This window comes from Prosthecobacter gellanilyticus (assembly GCF_007992435.1).
Taxonomy (GTDB): domain Bacteria; phylum Verrucomicrobiota; class Verrucomicrobiia; order Verrucomicrobiales; family Verrucomicrobiaceae; genus Prosthecobacter; species Prosthecobacter gellanilyticus.
Genome location: NZ_BKAG01000022.1, coordinates 89,490 through 106,422, shown reverse-complemented (window position 1 = coordinate 106,422; position 16,933 = coordinate 89,490). Strand labels below are relative to the sequence as shown.

8 protein-coding genes and 1 pseudogene are annotated in these 16,933 nt (G+C 61.3%); 5 read left to right on the top strand and 4 right to left on the bottom strand.

All coding sequences use genetic code 11. From position 1 onward, the window contains the following. Positions 1 to 22 precede the first annotated feature (22 nt). Positions 23 to 1,060: a hypothetical protein gene (locus tag BGE01nite_RS15925; protein WP_146851477.1), complete on the bottom strand. Its 1,038-nt coding sequence runs from the start codon at positions 1,058 to 1,060 to the stop codon at positions 23 to 25. Between the two features lie 24 nt (positions 1,061 to 1,084). Then, positions 1,085 to 1,519 (bottom strand): annotated as a pseudogene (locus BGE01nite_RS15920) (YidB family protein); the annotation flags it as partial. A 131-nt stretch (positions 1,520 to 1,650) separates the two neighbouring features. Between BGE01nite_RS15920 and BGE01nite_RS15915 the strand changes: the two are divergent. Both BGE01nite_RS15915 and BGE01nite_RS15910 read left to right on the top strand, forming a co-directional pair. After that, a complete protein-coding gene (locus tag BGE01nite_RS15915; protein WP_146851475.1) occupies positions 1,651 to 2,493 on the top strand; it encodes an LOG family protein in 843 nt (280 codons plus the stop codon). A 65-nt stretch (positions 2,494 to 2,558) separates the two neighbouring features. After that, positions 2,559 to 3,428: an alpha/beta hydrolase gene (locus tag BGE01nite_RS15910; RefSeq protein WP_146851474.1), complete on the top strand. Its 870-nt coding sequence runs from the start codon at positions 2,559 to 2,561 to the stop codon at positions 3,426 to 3,428. 211 nt (positions 3,429 to 3,639) lie between these two features. On the opposite strand, the gene BGE01nite_RS15905 is transcribed toward BGE01nite_RS15910, so the two are convergent. Continuing rightward, a complete protein-coding gene (locus tag BGE01nite_RS15905; RefSeq protein WP_146851473.1) occupies positions 3,640 to 4,818 on the bottom strand; it encodes an outer membrane protein assembly factor BamB family protein in 1,179 nt (392 codons plus the stop codon). Between the two features lie 182 nt (positions 4,819 to 5,000). After that, a complete protein-coding gene (locus BGE01nite_RS15900; protein WP_170266820.1) occupies positions 5,001 to 5,420 on the bottom strand; it encodes a prepilin-type N-terminal cleavage/methylation domain-containing protein in 420 nt (139 codons plus the stop codon). Between the two features lie 563 nt (positions 5,421 to 5,983). Between BGE01nite_RS15900 and BGE01nite_RS15895 the strand changes: the two genes are divergently transcribed. The 3 genes from BGE01nite_RS15895 to BGE01nite_RS15885 all read left to right on the top strand — a co-directional run bounded on the left by BGE01nite_RS15895 (position 5,984) and on the right by BGE01nite_RS15885 (position 16,810). After that, entirely contained in the window at positions 5,984 to 6,190 is a 207-nt protein-coding gene (locus BGE01nite_RS15895) for a hypothetical protein (RefSeq protein WP_146851471.1), read from the top strand. 198 nt (positions 6,191 to 6,388) lie between these two features. Next, complete coding sequence (locus tag BGE01nite_RS15890; RefSeq protein ID WP_146851470.1) at positions 6,389 to 12,796, top strand: tetratricopeptide repeat protein; 6,408 nt, start codon at positions 6,389 to 6,391, stop codon at positions 12,794 to 12,796. Between the two features lie 57 nt (positions 12,797 to 12,853). Next, on the top strand, positions 12,854 to 16,810 hold the full coding sequence (locus tag BGE01nite_RS15885; protein ID WP_146851469.1) for a choice-of-anchor D domain-containing protein: 3,957 nt from the start codon (positions 12,854 to 12,856) through the stop codon (positions 16,808 to 16,810). Positions 16,811 to 16,933: the final 123 nt, after the last annotated feature.

Here is a 16,933-nt window from a genome sequence, read left to right as displayed (position 1 = left end):
ACTGAGCCAGCACCAGAGCACCTCACGTCAGATGCCTGCCCAGCGTGATCTCCAGGTTCCGCTCCACCACATCTCCCATGCTGGTGCAGGAGTCAAAACGCTTGGTCTGGTGATACTCACCCAGCTCACGGGCCAGTTGCTGCATCTTGTTCTCAGGCTCGCGGGGATTCCGTTTCATGCAGTCCAGCAGCAGGTGGATGCGCTGATGCTCGCTGATGTAGCGGCGGGCGATGAGCGTGCGCTCCTCGTCCTGATACTGCCTCACGGTGGCCAGGTTCAGGTTCTTCGAGCACAGCCAGACCACCGGGTTGTTCTCCTTGAAAAACTGCGGCAGATAAAGGCTCCGCCGGCCTTCATAACTCTGCTGGTCGAAGTCGATGGCACGCACGCGATACTGCACGTCCTCAAAGTCCGGCGTGATGTCGATCACGTAGTTGTAGCTGCGCATGTCCCCCAGCAGGCGGATGAAGCAGCGCTCGCTGAACTTCACAAACTCCTTGGCGATGCGCACCTCGTTGATGTCCGGCCGGTCCAGATAGTCACGGATGAAAGCATCCCCGGGGATGCCGGCGATGTGCTCCTCCACCAGCGTGCCGCTGTGCGCAAGGTAGTTGATCCGGTTTGGTGACAGCAAATGCTCCAGCTCCAGGCCATACACACGGGAGGCATCCGCGCGCTTCACATAGAGGTGGTCATAGTTGTCGTTATACTGGTTCACCACGCGCACACGGAAAGGCCGCGAGTTTCCGAACTCGCAGAAGTCCACACGCTCCACGTACAGATGCGGCACCGCGTGCAGGTCCCCCGTGCGCAGCAGGGAGTAGATGCTGGTCAGCCGCGGATACAGATCCTGCTGTACATGCGGCGGATACAGAACGGTGGCCCAGTGGGTCGGATTGCCATTCTTGTCATCCAGCGAGTAGCTCTCCGCAAACCCCAGCAGATCCTGATAGGTGGCCGGCAGCGAATAGCGCCGGCCAAACTGGTCCAGATAGGTCTCCAGATCATCCGTGAAAGGCAGGAATTCCTTTTTCTTGGAGATCTTGACGTCAGTGGACATGAATGAAGCGGGAGACGATACGAGTTATGAGCGACCACCAAACAATCCGCCCAGGCCGCCCTTCATCACGCTGCTGATCACGCTCTGCAGCTGGTCGGTGGAGGGATGCGGATTGTCCACCACGCCATCAGGAGTGAGTTTGTCGATGATCTGCGGCAGGAACTGGCTCAGCAGCGGCAGCAGTGTGCCGGAATCAATGCCAACCTTCTTGGCGAGATCCGCGATCTGACCGGCACCAAAGGCCGCCTCGAGCTGGTCAGGCTGCACGCTTTCGTTCGGCCCGGTGGACACCCACGAGGCAAACTTGTCCTGCAGACCGGCTTCTTGAAATTTTTGCATCAAGCCGGGAAGACCTCCCGCTTCATTGAGGAGAGATGACAGCATGTCGGCAGGCTTTTGGCCGCCTCCGAAAACGCTACCGATGGCTTGTTTGGCGAGTAGATCGAAAAGTCCCATGAGACACCCATGGTGTGAAGTGGCAGCGGCAAGTCAATCATGGTGCTGGCACAATCAGCATAAAAAGAACCAAGCTCAGTGCTGAATTTTTGAATCTTCAAGGGCCTTTCACACTCTCATCTATTGTAACGACCATGATTGCTCCCCAGCCGCCCCTGCAAAGGAAAGAGAAAGAACAGCTCTCAGGACCTCTGCCATCCGTTGAGAACCTCAAGCCAACACCCGAGGAACAGCGTGCTGAAAAAATTTTCTCCAGCCAGTTGATCGACCGCTCGCTTCTACGCGGCCCCAACCGCCGACTGGAAGAGCTGCGCCAGATCTTCAGCGTGGCTTGGGAGTTTATGAAAGGCTTCCGTGCCCTGCATTTCGTGGGGCCGTGCATCACCGTCTTTGGTTCGGCACGCTTTGAGGAGAACCACCCGTATTACAAGCTCGCCCGCAAACTCGGCGCGGAGATCGCGCGCATGGGATTCACCGTCATGACCGGCGGCGGCCCCGGCATCATGGAGGCAGCCAACCGCGGCGCCAAGGATGTCGGAGGGCGCAGCGTCGGCTGCAACATCGAGCTGCCCTTCGAGCAGAAGCACAACCCCTGGCTCGACCGCTGGGTGAACATGAAGTTTTTCTTTGTGCGCAAGGTGCTGCTCATGAAATACAGCTACGGCTTCGTCATCATGCCCGGCGGCTTCGGCACACTGGACGAGATGTTTGAGGCACTCACCCTCATCCAGACCAAGAAGGTGCGGAACTTCCCCGTCGTCGTCATGGGCACGGAATACTGGAGCGAGATGCGTGACCTTGTGAATCACATGCTCAAAGGCTCCACCATCAGCCCGGAAGACATCGACCTCATCTGCTGGACAGACAGTGTGGAGGAAGCCATCGAGCATCTCCAGGACAAAGCGGTGAAACAGTTCGGCCTGGTGCGTGAAACCACCCCGGACAGCAGCGCTCTCCTGGGTGAGAAAAGCCTTTAATCTCCGCCGCAGAACCTCGTCTTGCGCAGCGGTGCCTTTCGCCTAGTCTTTGCGGCTGCCCCCGAATGCCAGATCACACGCTTAAGCTCAAAAACGGACTCATCCTCGGCTATGCTGAATACGGGGATCCGCAGGGCACCGTGATGTTTTACTATCATGGCTGGCCCAGTGCCCGCGTGCAGGGCGCGCTCATTGACGAAACGGCGAAGAAATACGGACTGCGCATCATCGCCCCGGATCGTCCCGGCATCGGCCTCTCCGAGTTCCAGCCGAAGCGCACCCTCATGGACTGGCCGGACACGCTGGACCAGCTGGCCGCGCATGTTGGCGCGGACAAGTTTCATGTCCTCGGCTGGTCGGGTGGCGGCCCCTATGTTCTGGTCACCGCCAAGGCCATGCCCGAGCGCGTCCTGACCGCCACCATCTGCTGCGGAGCGCCACCGCTCAAGTTCCTCGGCTACCAGCACGTGTCCTGGGTCTACCGGCTCATGATCCATCTGCGCGGCCCCTTCCCCGGCCTGCTCGCCCTTGTGCTCCGGATGGGAAAGGTCATCTCCAGCGGCCAGCCAGACCGCGCTCCGCTGAAATGGTTCATGCCCATGCTCGGCAAGGAAGACCGCCGCGTGCTCGCGGATCCGCACTTCTTCAGCGTGGTCCGCCAGGGCATCATCGAGGCCCTGAGCCGCGGCCCGCGCATGGTCATCTCAGATGCGGACATCTATCTTAGCGAGTGGGGTTTTGAAGTCGGCCAGATCGGCACCCTCATCCACTTCTGGCACGGCAAGGAGGACCGGAACATCTCCTGGAAATACAGCGAGCAGATCTCCAAGATCATGCCCCGCGTGACCACCCACTGGCTGGAGGAAGACGGCCACTACTCCCTCCCCATCACCCACATCGACCGGATCATCGGCCACGCGCTGGGGAAGAGTTAAGCACGCCCCGCGGCCTCTAGAACAGCGCGCCAGCGTCCTGGAGTGCGCCTGCCCTCTGGCGCTCTTCGGCGAAGTGAGTGATCTGCACCTTTCTAAAGGCGGATTGACCTCAACTGACCTTCGACGACAGCTTGCGCGAACCATTTGGTTAGGCCTTCCAAAGCGCCGGAGGACCGGCGCACTCCAGGACGCTCCGCGACTTCCATACGTGTTACTGCTTCGCCGACTTGAAGCAATACACCTTCCCGTCATCCGCGCCGAAGATCACATAATCACCGGCCACGGCAGGCGAGGTCTTCACCGGAGCGCCGACCTCATACTGCCAGACCTCCTTGCCGTCCTTGGTGTCGAGCGCATACACATAACCGTCATCAGCGCCGAAGACCGCCACTTTGCCGGCACAAATCACCGCGCTGCTGTCGATGCGGTCGCGGCAGCGATACTCCCACAGCTTCGCGCCCGTGGTGCGGTCGATGGCATGGAAGCGCTTGTCACGACCGCCACAGAACACCGCCTTTTCCCAGATCGCCGGAGCTGCGTAGTATTCAAACTCACGCTCACCATACTCCCAGACCTTGGCGCCATCCGCCATGTTGTAGGCGCCCACGTGATTGCCATAGTGGGACACGTAGATCACGCCATCCGAGATCGCCACGTTGTTGCCGATGTAAGCGCCGACCTCGATCTGGCGCTCCTCCTTGCCCGTCTTCACATCATGCACGTGCAGCACGCTGTCACAGCCGCCAAAGACCACTTTGCCATCTCCCACCGCCGAACCACCATTGATATAATAGCCCGTCTCCGCCGCCCAGTCCTGCTTGCCAGTCTTCGCATCCAGGCAGTAGACCTTGTAGTCATAACTGCCGATGAGGATCTTTTGCGCCTGCGTGGCGGGATCCGTCCAGGTGTTCGCCGCCGCGTGGATCTCCGCCTCGGTCTCATACTTCCAGGCTTCCTTGCCCGTCTCGGCATTCCAGGCATAGACAAAACCATCCTGGCAGCCTGCCACCACAAGCTCGCCTGCAAAGGAAGCCGCTCCATCAAAAGCGCCCTTGCCCTCCGCCTCCCATATTTTCTCACCTTTGGTTAGGTCCAGGCAGCGGAATTTGCCGTCCTTGCAGCCCACATACACCTTGCCCGCACGCACCACGGCGCTGCTCACCAGCATTTCTGCCTGGCCTTTCGGCTTTTCCATCATGGAGTGCTGCCAGGCCAGCTCCAGCGGGAAGCGCAGTTCCACCGGGGAACGCCCCTGCATCGCCTCATCACCGCGCGAATGAATCCAGTCGCCTCCAGCCGGAGCCGGAGTTGCAGCCGGAGTTTGCGCCTGCGCCTGGACGAGGGCCACGAAGACAAGGAGAGAAGCAGCGATACCGGAGAGGCGGAACATGATGTGGGTGGAGAGTTTCCAAACGTGGCACAGGCCGGAGAAGTTACGAAGCACACGTCGTGATCGCGCCACACATCCTGCGGAATCCCCCCTCCAAAGAAAAAACCCCCGAGGTCATCGGGGGTTTGGGGGCTCCGGTCAGGTGAGTTCCTGAGACAGACCGGCTCCTGGAAAGATCTGGGTTATGGCTTCAGGCTGCCATCATAGAGAAGCTCGCCATCCTTGATGGACACATACTTAGAAGCACCGGCGATCTGGTCCGCATCCAGGTGAGGAATTCTGAAATTACGACCGGCAAGGGTGCCGTCGATGACCGTGATTCCATCGACCAGGGTCTTGAGGATCACCTTGACGTCATCGCTTCCCGGATTGGCGAAGTTCACATTGCCAGTCAGGTCCACACCTGCGGAAGAGATGGCGATGGCCAGCGAGCAGAAGTTTTGGGCGTTCTGCTTGTTCACGCTCTGTTTGGCGGGCTCGGTGCTGCCAAAAGTCGGCAGAGCCATCACAGTCATCACACCGATGATTGCGACGGTCATGAGCATCTCGATGAGGCTAAAACCTTTGCGGTGTGACTGAGTGGAGGTGCGGATGTTTTTCATAACTTGTTTCAGGAACGAGAGAGCTATCCACCACCAAGAGCCATGGCGCAAACCCATTTTCATAAATTTTAGAATCCATTATGCGATAGATATCATAATTGATAATAAATGACGAATAACTGACACAATCCTGAAGGATGGCCTATCAAGCGGTTATGAAGGGTATGGAGAATGCCTCCTTGTGGCCTAGGACCGCCTCGAATCATCCCACCCTCCCTACGCCATACGGCGCACGATACCCCGGCTCCAATGCCTGATAAAAGAGGAGGGGAGGCGGTCTTATTCTCCCCTTAGCTTCTCGCCCGTCTCCAACCCCTGTTTCACTAGGCGAAACCGCAGGGTCATCTATCAGCGCAGAATACGGAGTTTCCAGCATCCCAGGAAATTCGCGGCCTCCTTCGGCGCGAAACCGCAGCATCTCTCCGCGCGATCCCACAAGCTGGCATCTGCCGGATCTTTTTAAGACCCGTCTCCATTATCACCCGTGATGCGTATTGACGAGTTGACGGAGAGCAGGGCATCATGCCCCTGCGTTCCATAAATCCCGAACTCCCCATACCCTCATGAAGCTCATCCTCGCAAGCCTCGCACTTCTGATGACCCTCAGCGCCTGCTGCCACGACAACTACTACTCGCAGGCTCCAGGCGGACGCCGCGGCGGTTATGTCCCCACCCCGCCGCCTAAGTTCTCCGGCGCCGGCACCGCCCAGCCCACCCTTTACGTCGATCCGCCCAACCCGCAGCCTTACAACCGCTACTTTGTCTACTGAGAGACATCGATAGCTCGAAGACCTTTTGTCCGCCGTGTCTGCAGCAGCAGCCACGGCGGATTTCGTTTGGGGAGGCTGCGGCGAAGGCTTGCGGCCCGAAGTATTGCGCTGATCCCGGAACCCATCTTGCTCCGCTGAAACCCGCGTGATAGCCTGACCGTAATTCCCTGTATTCTCTTCCTTTCTCCGCGCATGTGGGTGCCCCCTGTTCCTATCCAGCGCGCCATCCTTGTCATGGCGCTCGGTGGATCGCTCGCACTCCAGCTGCCAGCGGTGGGCCAGACTCCGGAGGCAGGTCCCCTGCCCTGGGCGGAGCGGGAGACCAGGCTGGCGAATGAATATCTCTCCCTGCTCGTCTCCCAGCCGGAATACGGCCGGGTGGTGGACCTGCTCTGGACCCTCTATGAGAAGCATGAGGCCACCGCGCTGCTGATCGAAAGCGTGACCCAGCAGGTGCAGCAGCAGCGGCACCCCGCCGTGGTCCTGGTGCTCGGTCATCTGCACCGGAAGGCGGGCAGCCTAACCAAATCTGCCGCCACGTATGAGCAGGTGCTGGGGAATGACAATTACAAGCCCCTGGCCCTGCAGTCCCTGGCGGACGTGGCCCAGGAACTGGGAGACCCGGCCAAGGCCTGGCAGTGGATGACCCAGTTCAACGATCTCCTTCCAGAAAAAGACCCGCGCAAGGTGGATGCGCTGCTGCGGCTCGGCACCCTGGCCCTCTCCGCGCAGAAGAACGAGGACGCCGTCCGCGCCTGGGAACAGGCCGCGAAGCTGCGCTCTGATGACTTCCCTTTGGTCAGGCAGGTGGCAGAGCTCATCCTGCGCGCCGGCTTTCCAGAGCGCGCCGCCGCCTTCTACACCACGCTGGCAGATCAGAGTGATCCGCAGAAGCGGCTGGATGCGCTCTACGATCTCGCCCGCATTCATGAGCATGCGGACCAGTTTGAAAAGGCTGACGCCGCGCTGAAGAAGGGCCTCACCCTGCTCGATTTCCGCGATGGTCGCTATACAGACTTCTTCCGCCGCCGCGTGCGTCTGCATGAGCGCTTCGGCACACTGGAAGACCTGCGCCAGCAGCTCATCAAGGCCGCCTCCGTGCAGCCTCCCGGTGAGCAAGCTCTGCGCGATCTCGCCCGCTACCATGAGATGACGGCAGACTCAGATGCACATCTGGAGGCCATGCGCGCGCTGGTGAAAGCCGCGCCGCAGGTGGACGACTACCGCTGGGAGCTGGTGAGGCTGCTGCTGGATCACGATGGCACCGCCGAAGCCGCGCAGTTGCTGGATGAACGGCTCAAGAACGATGGCACAGATCTTCCTGCCATTGTCTTCCTGCGCTGCGAGGCGGATCTGCGCAGCGGCAAGCAGGCGGAGGCCACCGCTCGTCTGCGCAAGCTGCTGGAAGCCACGGCAGGCAATACCGAGATCGAAAAGCAGGCACTGGCCTTTGCCCAGCAGCGGGCCTTGGATGATGTCATTGAGGCCATCCTGAAGTCACGTGTCGAGCGTGATCCCGCGCGTGCCGAGGCCGTGTTTGAACTCGCGGCCTTTCATCGTGCGCGCAAGGACATGACGGCTGCGGACACGCTGCTGCGGCGCTTCACGCAGTCCGCACCGAGTGATGAGGAGAAGCAGCGCCGCCTGAATGATGCGGCTGCCTTCATGGCCTCCGGCAGTGATCTGGACACTGCCATCATCCTCGCACGTGAAGCGGTTTCAAAACCAAGCGCCGGACGTGAGGAGTTCCTCCGCCTCGCCGATCTGCTCACGGAACATGCCGAGCCCGAAGAAGCCACCGAGTGGCTGGAGAAAGCCTGGGCCGCCTCGAAGACCGAGGAGGACGGCATGGATGTCGACGAGCGCCTTTACTCCATTTTGTTAGGCGAAAAGAAAAAGGAATCGCCGAAGCATCATGGCACCGGCGGAGACTTCCAGCTTCCGGATGTGTTCACCGGCAAGGGCTTTGGCGCGGCCGACGAAGCCATCTCCAGCGGGCGCGAGGCATCCCCCGAGGAGGTCCAGGAAAAAGCGCAGATCTTCATGCGCCGGGTGATGACCGACAAAGGCCCCAAGACCCTCTACATCGATCCGCCGATGGACAAGGAGCGGATCAACGAGATCTTCAACCCATCTCCAACTCCGACTCCTGCGAATGCCATCACGAAGGCTGAACAAAAGGCCATCTCTGAAAACTCCAGGCAACCGCAAGTGCAGCAGCTCGTTGCGGGAGCGGATGCGAACTCGCCCCTGGCCCTCTTCCGCGCCGCGTGGTGGGCCGTGCGCGCTGGCATGAGTGAGGAGGCCTACGCCGCCTTCCGTCAGCTTGAAGAGATCTCACCGGCCCGAAGCCTGCCACTCGAAGCCGAGCGCCTCCTGCTCGAACTCACGCTCGCTGACAAAAACACAGCCCTCTCCATGCGGGTGCTGCGCCGCCTGATGGCCAAGGATCCGTCTAACCAAATACGCTACACGCTACGTCTCAGCGAGCTGCTCCTGGAGGATGAGCAGACCGCCTCCTCCGCCATCAACGTGGGCATTTCTCATGAGCGCACCGGCTGGCGGATCGCGGGAGATACTCCCGTGCCGGGAAAGATGGCCACGGCTCTTCTGGAGCGCGCTTACCGCGAGGCACCCGACTCGGAGCAGCTTCTGAATGCCCTCACGCAGTGCTACACCCTGCAGCGCCGTCCAGATGATGCGCTGAAGCTGTGGGAGCAGGCCATCAGCCGTGCCACGGGTGGTGCCGCGGTCACTCTGATGCAGCGCTATGCGGAGATGCTGCTGCAGCGCGGCAAGCTGCCGGAGCACATCCTCATCCAGCTCCGCATCGTGGAGCAGGAGACAGATGTGAAACGCCGGCGCGAGGACTTCAAGCGCTTCCTCGACCGCCTGCTCTGGGCTGGTGAAGGCGGGGGCGAGCTGCCTGCCGAAGTCCAGACCGAACGCATCAAACTCATCCAGGATGCTCTGCTCGGTCTGGTGAAGAAGCATCCCTTCGATGGCTTCTACCACGAAGCCCTGGCCAGTGTCTATGAGCGCTCCGGTGATGCGGCAAAAGCCTTCGCCGCCATGAAGCAGGCCTACTACACCGCGCCTGACACACCCTTTTCGTTAGACCAGTTGCGCGAGGCCGCGCTGAAAGTCTCCGATCTGAAGGCCGCCATCTATTTCCAAAAACAGATCGCGGCCAGCGCCGCGCCTTCCACCATCGCCGCGGAGTCGCGTCGCCTCGTGGAGATGCTGGAGCAGACCTTCCAGATCGCGGAGGCAGACCGCGTGCGCCGTCGCCTGGAAAGCCGCTTCGCCCAAGATGCCACCGCGCTGGAAGGACTGGCGGAGCACTACCGGTCCACCGGCCAGGATGAAGCTGAGCGCCGTGTGTATGAGCAGATCTCCCACGTGCGTCCGTGGGATGCGCATTCGGAACTGCGCCTGGCCTTGAAGTGCCTGCGCCTCGCGGATGAAGATGGCGCGCGCAAGTATCTCAGCGAGATCCTCCGCCGCACTCAAGCCCAGGCCTTCATGCCACCCACCGGAGGCAGCCCGGAGCGCCTGCCGCTGCCCATCGCCGAACAGCGGAAAACCGGCACGCCCGGCCCTGTCTCAGAGATTGTGAGCGAACTGGATACCGTGCCCGGCTTGAAGAGCACGGAGATCGCCACGCTGCGCACCTTCCTCAGCCTGCCGAGACCTGAGTTTCTGGAGCTTCCGACCGAAGCGCCGCACATCCGCCTGCGGGCGATCGAGGAGCTGGCACGTCTCTCGAAACGAGACGGCAGCAGCATCGAGGCCTGGAAGAAGGAAGCCAGTGCATGGAAATCACCCATCGAGCGGATCTGGGCCTTCTACTTTGCCGGACTGGACGAGCATTGCCGCAGCGAGGTGCGGGCGATCATGGGCCCTGGCAGCACTCTGGAGGCCACCTTCTGCCATCTCTGGCTCACGCTGCGCTCCGGCGGCATGGACGAGGCCATGCGCTGGTCCACGCAGACCGGTGTGGATGGCGAGATCCTGGAGCGCCGCCAGCGCACGCTGCTCGCAGTCGCGGCCATCCTCGCAGACATTGACGGCTTCCACTTTGCCAAGGGTGATCTGGCTCTGCTCGGCACGCTGCGCAGCGTCTCCGTGCTGGACATTCTGCGCCGTCTCCAGGACCAGCAGCGCTACTCGGAGGCGCTGGAGCTGGGTGAGAGTCTGAGCGAGCACAATGCCGCGCTCGGCAGCGCTTTTGTCTTCTCGCTCGCACGCATCGCGGAGGCTGCGGAGCGCTGGGATCTCGCACGCGAATATCTCAGTCGTGTCGTGCGCGGCCCCGTGACACCGGAGGCGTATCGCGGCACTTTTGATCCCTATCTCTTCAGCCTCAGCGCCGCGAACCGTCTGGCCATCAGCGCGGAGGAGCGCGAACAAAATGTGCGTTCATCCTGGCAGCATTTGCAGGCCACGCCAGGCTCGGCCATGACCAGCCTGCGAAAGTCCGCCGTGGCAGGACTTGCCGGTGCGCCGGACAAGGCCGCGCAGGAGATGGAAAAGCTGCTCACGGGTGACTTTCTCCCAGCCCGCCAGATGGGCGAGATGCGCGGCATGCTCATGCCCCAGGGCTCCCCACGCTATGAGGAGCCCATGCATCTGCGCAGCCTGTGGGAAGAGACCCGCGAGATCCAGGCGCGCTTCACCAATGAAGGCTTGGGCCAGGTGGTGGAGCAGGTGAATGACAAGCTCATGAGCCGCTGGGGAGGTGTGGGGCTCAGCTCACGCTCTGGACTCGAGTTCGGTGAATGGCGCATGGGCCACCTCATCCGCCGCATGCGTGAGGTGGACTACCCCACGCGCCTGAAACTGCTGCGCGAGCACCTGGCCAGTGTGGACATGCGCCAGGAGGTGTCTGTGGATACTTTAAGCGAGCTCGGCGGCCGTCTGGAAAGCGCCGGCATGGCCCGCGAAGCCATCGAGGTCTACGGCATGCTGCCCGGCCGTGCTCCGGCAAATCCGGAATACGCGCAGTGGCTCATCCGCGTGGCCGAAGCCTCGTTGGAGACGAAGATCGGCATCAAGTTCACACTGCAGTTGCTCGAGGCCGAACCACCTTTCAAACCACCGCAACCCGGTGACGAAGTGCTGCGTGAGAAACATGCGCACTTCCTCGCGCTCGAGTATGACATCGCCACACTGCACCGGCTCGGTTACCTGCCCGCCTTCACCCAGGTGCGCCAGGGCCGCATTCCAGATGAGGTGCCCTATCTCCGCGAACTAGCTTTGCTTTATGAAAAGATGGGGCAGGAGAAACTCGCGCTCGCCGCCTGGGACCGGCTGCATGAGGCCTTCGTGGCGAATGCCGGCAGCGGCATCATACCGGATGCCGAAAGCTGCGTGCACCGCGCCCAACTCATGATTCAACAAAACAAGCCAGCCGCCGCGCTGGATGCGCTGCGCATCGTGCCGCTGGTGGAGAAGGCCGGAGCCCAGGGCCGTGAGGCGCTGAAGCTGCGCGCCAAGCTGGCCGCGCAACTCGGCCTGTGGGAGGAGTTCCGTGAACTGATGACGAAGGCCGTGGACCTCAAAGCCATCGATGCCATCACCCATCTCTCCGCGCTCTGCCGTGAGCACTCACGCGCCACAGAAGGCCTGAACTTCCTCACCCAGGCCGAACGAACGATGAAGGATGACGCGGACCGCTTCCGCCTGCGCCTGGAACTGCTGCGCCTGCTGGCCGCAGATCCAGCGTGGATGCCGGATCGCGGTCGTGCGCAGATCGCCGCGCTCTTCCGCGTGCGCAATCGCAGCCGCGAAGCGCTCACCCAGCTCGCCGATTGGATGAGCACGGAAGCGGAGGGCAAGCACCGCGAAGCCTGGCTGCCCATCCTGCGCGCCGAGACACGCGCAGGCACGGATCGTCCGCTCGCCGCCCTGGCCCTCAGCGCCTTTGCCAAGGATGCGCCCACCTCTTTCTCGGATGACCTCCGCCTCGGCTGGCAGAACGTGACGGACAGTGATCGCATCTGCGTCGAGCTCGCCGCCAGCATGCTCATGAAAAAAGAGCGCCCTGCCCTGGCCTGGCAGGCCTGCCTCGTCATGCAGGATCTGCCCTCCATCCGCCTGGACAGCCGGAAGCAACCCTTCATGCTCCGCGTGGCCCATGCCATGAAGGACCGCGCCATCGTGCAGGAGCTGTTTGCAGAGGTCGTGCGCATGCCCGTCCCCGGCGGCTCCCAGACCGTGGCCTGGGCCCAGGCCCTGCTGGACTGCGGCGAGCTGCAGATGGCCCGCGAGCTTTACCAAACCGCGCTCGACCGTCTGAACTCCACGAACTCCACCCAGCCAGATCTCACCGCCGCCTGGGCCCGGTTCCTCATCTCCCAGAAAGAGTTCGAAGCCGCCGAGACCTGCCTCATGAAGGACGTCTGGATGCTCCCTCACGATGCCGCCGCCCTGCTCTTCGAACTCTACGAGTCCTGGGGTCGCCTCGCCGACGTGCAGCAGGAGCTGCGCAAATTCCACCTCACCGGCGGCATCGAAAAAGAAGTCCTCTACCGCGCCTCCAAAACCCTCGGCCTGCCTCCGCCCACCACGAGTGCGCTTCCGCAGAGTCAGGGCGGGGAGTGAGAGTAAGCAGACTCCTTATTGCCCAAGCAGGCTTTCGGGTATATACGATGTTAACACATGCGTTTACGACCCACTGCCTTTGCCCTCACACTTATTCTAAATCTGATGATGGGCTTGGCTGCCTGGGCTCAGACGGCCCCGGAGATTGTGGTGGAAACGGCTGCTGGAGAGAATCTCACGAGCGGCGCAGCCACCGTGGATCTTGGGGCGGCTCTACTAGGGGATTATACCCCGGAAGTGCCACTCATCGTGAAAAATGCGGGCACGGCAGACCTCACCCTTGGCGTTGAGATCAATAATGCCCGATTTTTCGCCTCAGGGTATGTCGGAACTCTGACACCAGGACAGTCCACCACGGTGAAACTTAAGTTCAGGACCACGAACCAATACGGTCCAGGCACCTTCACGACCACGCTGAAGCTGCGGAGCAATGATGCCGATGAGAGTCCTTTTGACATCGTGCTCACCGGTCGCGGACTGGCCCCGGACATGGAGGTGGAGGAGCCTGTGGGAAGTCCGCTGAACTGGGGAGACGACCGGGACTTTGGCCAAGTTTCTGTGGGCAGTGCCCAAAGCAGGACCTTCACCATCACCAATGTGGGCACTGCCAGTCTCGCAGGTTTGGCCATCACCTCAACCAACAGCCCCCCATCCCCCGACTTCACGATCACCGAGCCGCCTGCAGCATCTCTGGGACCGGGGGCCAGCACCACGTTCACCATCCGCTTTGCACCCACGGTGGGGGGACTGCGTGGAGACAGTTTCAAAATCGCCAGCAATGACTGGGACGATGGCGACCTGCTTTTTTATGTCCGTGGCACGGGGATGGAGCCGGAGATCAGCGTGATCAAGGAAACCGGATTCGTCCTGCAGGATGGTGGCTCGCATGCCTTCTTGTGGATGCCCGTGGGCATGAGCCGAAGCCATACTTTCACCGTTAAGAATGACGGCCTGGAGCCGCTCACCGGCCTGTCTCTGACCCTCGATGGCGAGCATGCGGGGGACTACCTCATCACCCAGCCGCTGTCCGTGACTGAGCTGGCACCTGGAGCCCAGACAAACTTCACCGTACAGATCACTCCATCCACCACCGATTTCCGCCGCGCTGCGCTGCACATCACCAGCAATGATGCCACAGAGAACCCTTTTGACATCACACTGAGCGGAGCTGGATCCATCCCGGAGATCCAGGTGGAGAACAGCAGCGGCGTTGTAGTCCCGCATCTTGGCACTTCCAATCTGGGCAGTTGCAGGGTGGGGACCACCCTTGATCGCACCTTCAGGATCAAGAACGTGGGCTTTGGCTCCATGATGGTTTTTGATGCCCAGGTTTCTGATGGCGAGATGACCTACCCTGACGAGGAAGACTTTCAGATCTACATCGCGCCAGACAATGCATGGGTCACTCCCGGACTTGATTTCAATCTGCGCGTCATCTTCCAGCCCAAGACCTATGGCACACGCACGACGACGCTCAAAATCATGAGCGAGGATCCGGACGAGAGCCCCTATGAGATCACCCTGACGGGCACGGGCCTGCTGCCAGGCTTCCAGATCGAGCAGCCAGCGGACACTGCCGTGACTTCCCCCTACACACGGCAGTTCGGGCTGGCTGCCGTCAATACCACGAACACGACTCTCACCTTCACCATCAAGAATCCGGGCACCCAGGCGCTGACTCTTGGTCGCACCATCACCGGCACGAACGCGACGGATTTCACCATCGTGGCACCCTTTCCCCTATCCAGTGTGCCTGCTGGATCCAGCACCACACTGACGGTGCAGTTTTCGCCGAAAACCTCCGGAGCGCGCCAGGCGATGCTGAACCTCACCCACAATGCAGCCGAGTCCGGCTCGGGGAGCTTTCAGGTCCATCTCTCGGGCACGGGGGTCTACTCCCAGGTGGAGCTTACATCCTCCAGCTACAACGTGAACCATGGGGAAACTGAGGTGTCGGTGACTATGACGCGGGATGACACGCGGGTGCCAGCCTCTGTCGAACTGCAGACGCTCTCAGGTCCTCGTTCCAGCATTCCTCCGGTGGAGGCCGCCCTTGCGGGTGAAGACTTCACTTCCCTCACCGGCCCCTCTGCGGTGGTAAACTTCGCCATCGGCGAGGCGGAGAAGACGGTGACCATCCCTCTGCTGGCCCCCGCCTCGGGTGCTACTGAGAGCCGCCAGTTTCGTGTCAAACCCATCAATCCCGGCCCAGGTGTGATCCTGCGACCACCCTATGAGGCCCTGGTCCGCATTGTGGGCGCAGACAGTGCCAAACCAACTTTGACATTGACTACTCCGGCAGCGGGCAAGATCAGCACCACCTGGCCGCTGGTCGTGAGCGGCAAGACAGGTGATGCGAAAGGCATTGACCGCGTGGAGGTAAAGCTGGGCAGTGCGGATCCCGTGCTCGCCACCCTGAGCCCCAGCGCCACGAAGCCCACCGATGTGCCTTTCACCTGCGATCTGTATCCGGCAGACGGAACCTACACGCTTGTGGTCACCGCCTATGACTTGCGCGGAAACAGCACCTCCGTGACACGCAGCATCACCTTCACCCGCCGCCATACACTCACCGTGAAACTGGTCGATGGCAGCGCCGATCCCGTGGGACTGCCAGGCACCCTGGCCATGACCGCCACTCCCGCAGCCTCCGCTGCGGCTCTCAAGACGGATGTCACAAATGCGCTTATCAAGACCACCACCGTCGTGCCCGGCACCCAGGTGAAACTGGTGGCCACTCCCAAGGCAGGGTATGTCTTTGGCAGATGGCTCGTGCTGAACAGCAACGGTAACATCGTGCACACGGGGCCTGAACTCACCCTCACCATGCCAGACACAGGCCTGACGGTGGAGGCCATGCTGGTGCCAAGTCCCTTTACCCCCCTCCCAGGTCACAACAACAGCCTGCACTGGATGCTGGTGCCCGCTGAATCCACCGAAGCCCCGCTCACCGCCTCACAGTTTGGCTATCTGAGCGGCACCATCACTCTGAAGGGTGGCTTCACCGGCAAACTGCTGATGAATGGCCAGACATTGCCTGTGACCGCCACCTTTTACGGCGACGGTCCTGCCTTTTTCACGGTGGCAGGCCAGAAGCGTGACTCCCTGCCAGTGCCAGGTGGAAACCTGAAGCTCTACTATGACTATCTGCCTGCCACCCTCACCTCGCCTACCGGAGAACTCCTGGCCATGGCTGAGATCCAGCATGGCCTGGCAAAGGCACCCGCCAGCCTGCTGAACTCTGCCACGAAAGGCACCTACACTGTCCGCCTGAATCCTGCGCCAGAGCCGCTGGATCCTGCCACCTTTCCCCAAGCTTCTGGTTATGCCACCATGACGCTGTCAAACACCGGCGTGATCTCCCTGGCCGGAGCGCTGGCAGATGGCACCGCTGTGACCCAGACTTCCGCCCTGCTGCCAGGCAACAAGGCTCCGGTCTTCATCCAGCTCCCCACTCCCGGCGGCACCACGAAGCTCGGCCTGCTCATCGGTCAGCTGGATTTTGACATCGTTCCCGCGACCACAGACGTCACCAGCGCTCTCCAGTGGTTCCGGCCAGCGGCAGCGAGTGCCAAGGTGCAGCTCTATCCCGCAGGCTGGCCAGGGGGGATCGGTCTTGATGCACAGGGTGCGCTTTATTCCGCCACCAAGACCGCCCAGTCCGCCTTCTTTGGCCTAACCAGCAATACGCCATCCCCTGCCCGCCTCCACTTCACGGGCGGGAAGCTCACATCCGCCATCGAGAAGACGAACTTCAGCCTGAAAGGAAACACCGTGGTGAAGACCGCTCCGGCAGATGCTTCCTACACGCTCGCCATCACGCCTGCCACCGGCCTCTTCAGCGGCACCTTCACGCCAAATTGGAGCAATCCTGGTTCGGCCAAACCGGCCTTCAAAGGAGTCATCCTGCAAAAAGGCACCCTGGGCACAGCGGCCGGTTTCTTTATCAGCAACGCCAAGGGTGAACCTGCGCCGGAAAGCGGCGCGGTGATCCTCAGCGCGCCGGTGCCGTAAGCAAGCAGCCTGGAGATAGACGGCCGCTTCGCGGCCCAACGAGAGAGAGCCAGCCATCTGGCTCTCTTTTCGCGTGCAGGGGGCTTTCTCACACCCAGGGGCCTCGGAAACCTGCGGTTCAGG

Excerpts from the sequence above, each read along its gene's own strand:
- BGE01nite_RS15925 (WP_146851477.1), bottom strand. The coding sequence starts at position 1,060 with ATGTCCACTGACGTCAAGATCTCCAAGAAAAAGGAATTCCTGCCTTTC.
- BGE01nite_RS15915 (WP_146851475.1), top strand. The coding sequence starts at position 1,651 with ATGATTGCTCCCCAGCCGCCCCTGCAAAGGAAAGAGAAAGAACAGCTC.
- BGE01nite_RS15910 (WP_146851474.1), top strand. The coding sequence starts at position 2,559 with ATGCCAGATCACACGCTTAAGCTCAAAAACGGACTCATCCTCGGCTAT.
- BGE01nite_RS15905 (WP_146851473.1), bottom strand. The coding sequence starts at position 4,818 with ATGTTCCGCCTCTCCGGTATCGCTGCTTCTCTCCTTGTCTTCGTGGCC.
- BGE01nite_RS15900 (WP_170266820.1), bottom strand. The coding sequence starts at position 5,420 with ATGAAAAACATCCGCACCTCCACTCAGTCACACCGCAAAGGTTTTAGC.
- BGE01nite_RS15895 (WP_146851471.1), top strand. The coding sequence starts at position 5,984 with ATGAAGCTCATCCTCGCAAGCCTCGCACTTCTGATGACCCTCAGCGCC.
- BGE01nite_RS15885 (WP_146851469.1), top strand. The coding sequence starts at position 12,854 with ATGCGTTTACGACCCACTGCCTTTGCCCTCACACTTATTCTAAATCTG.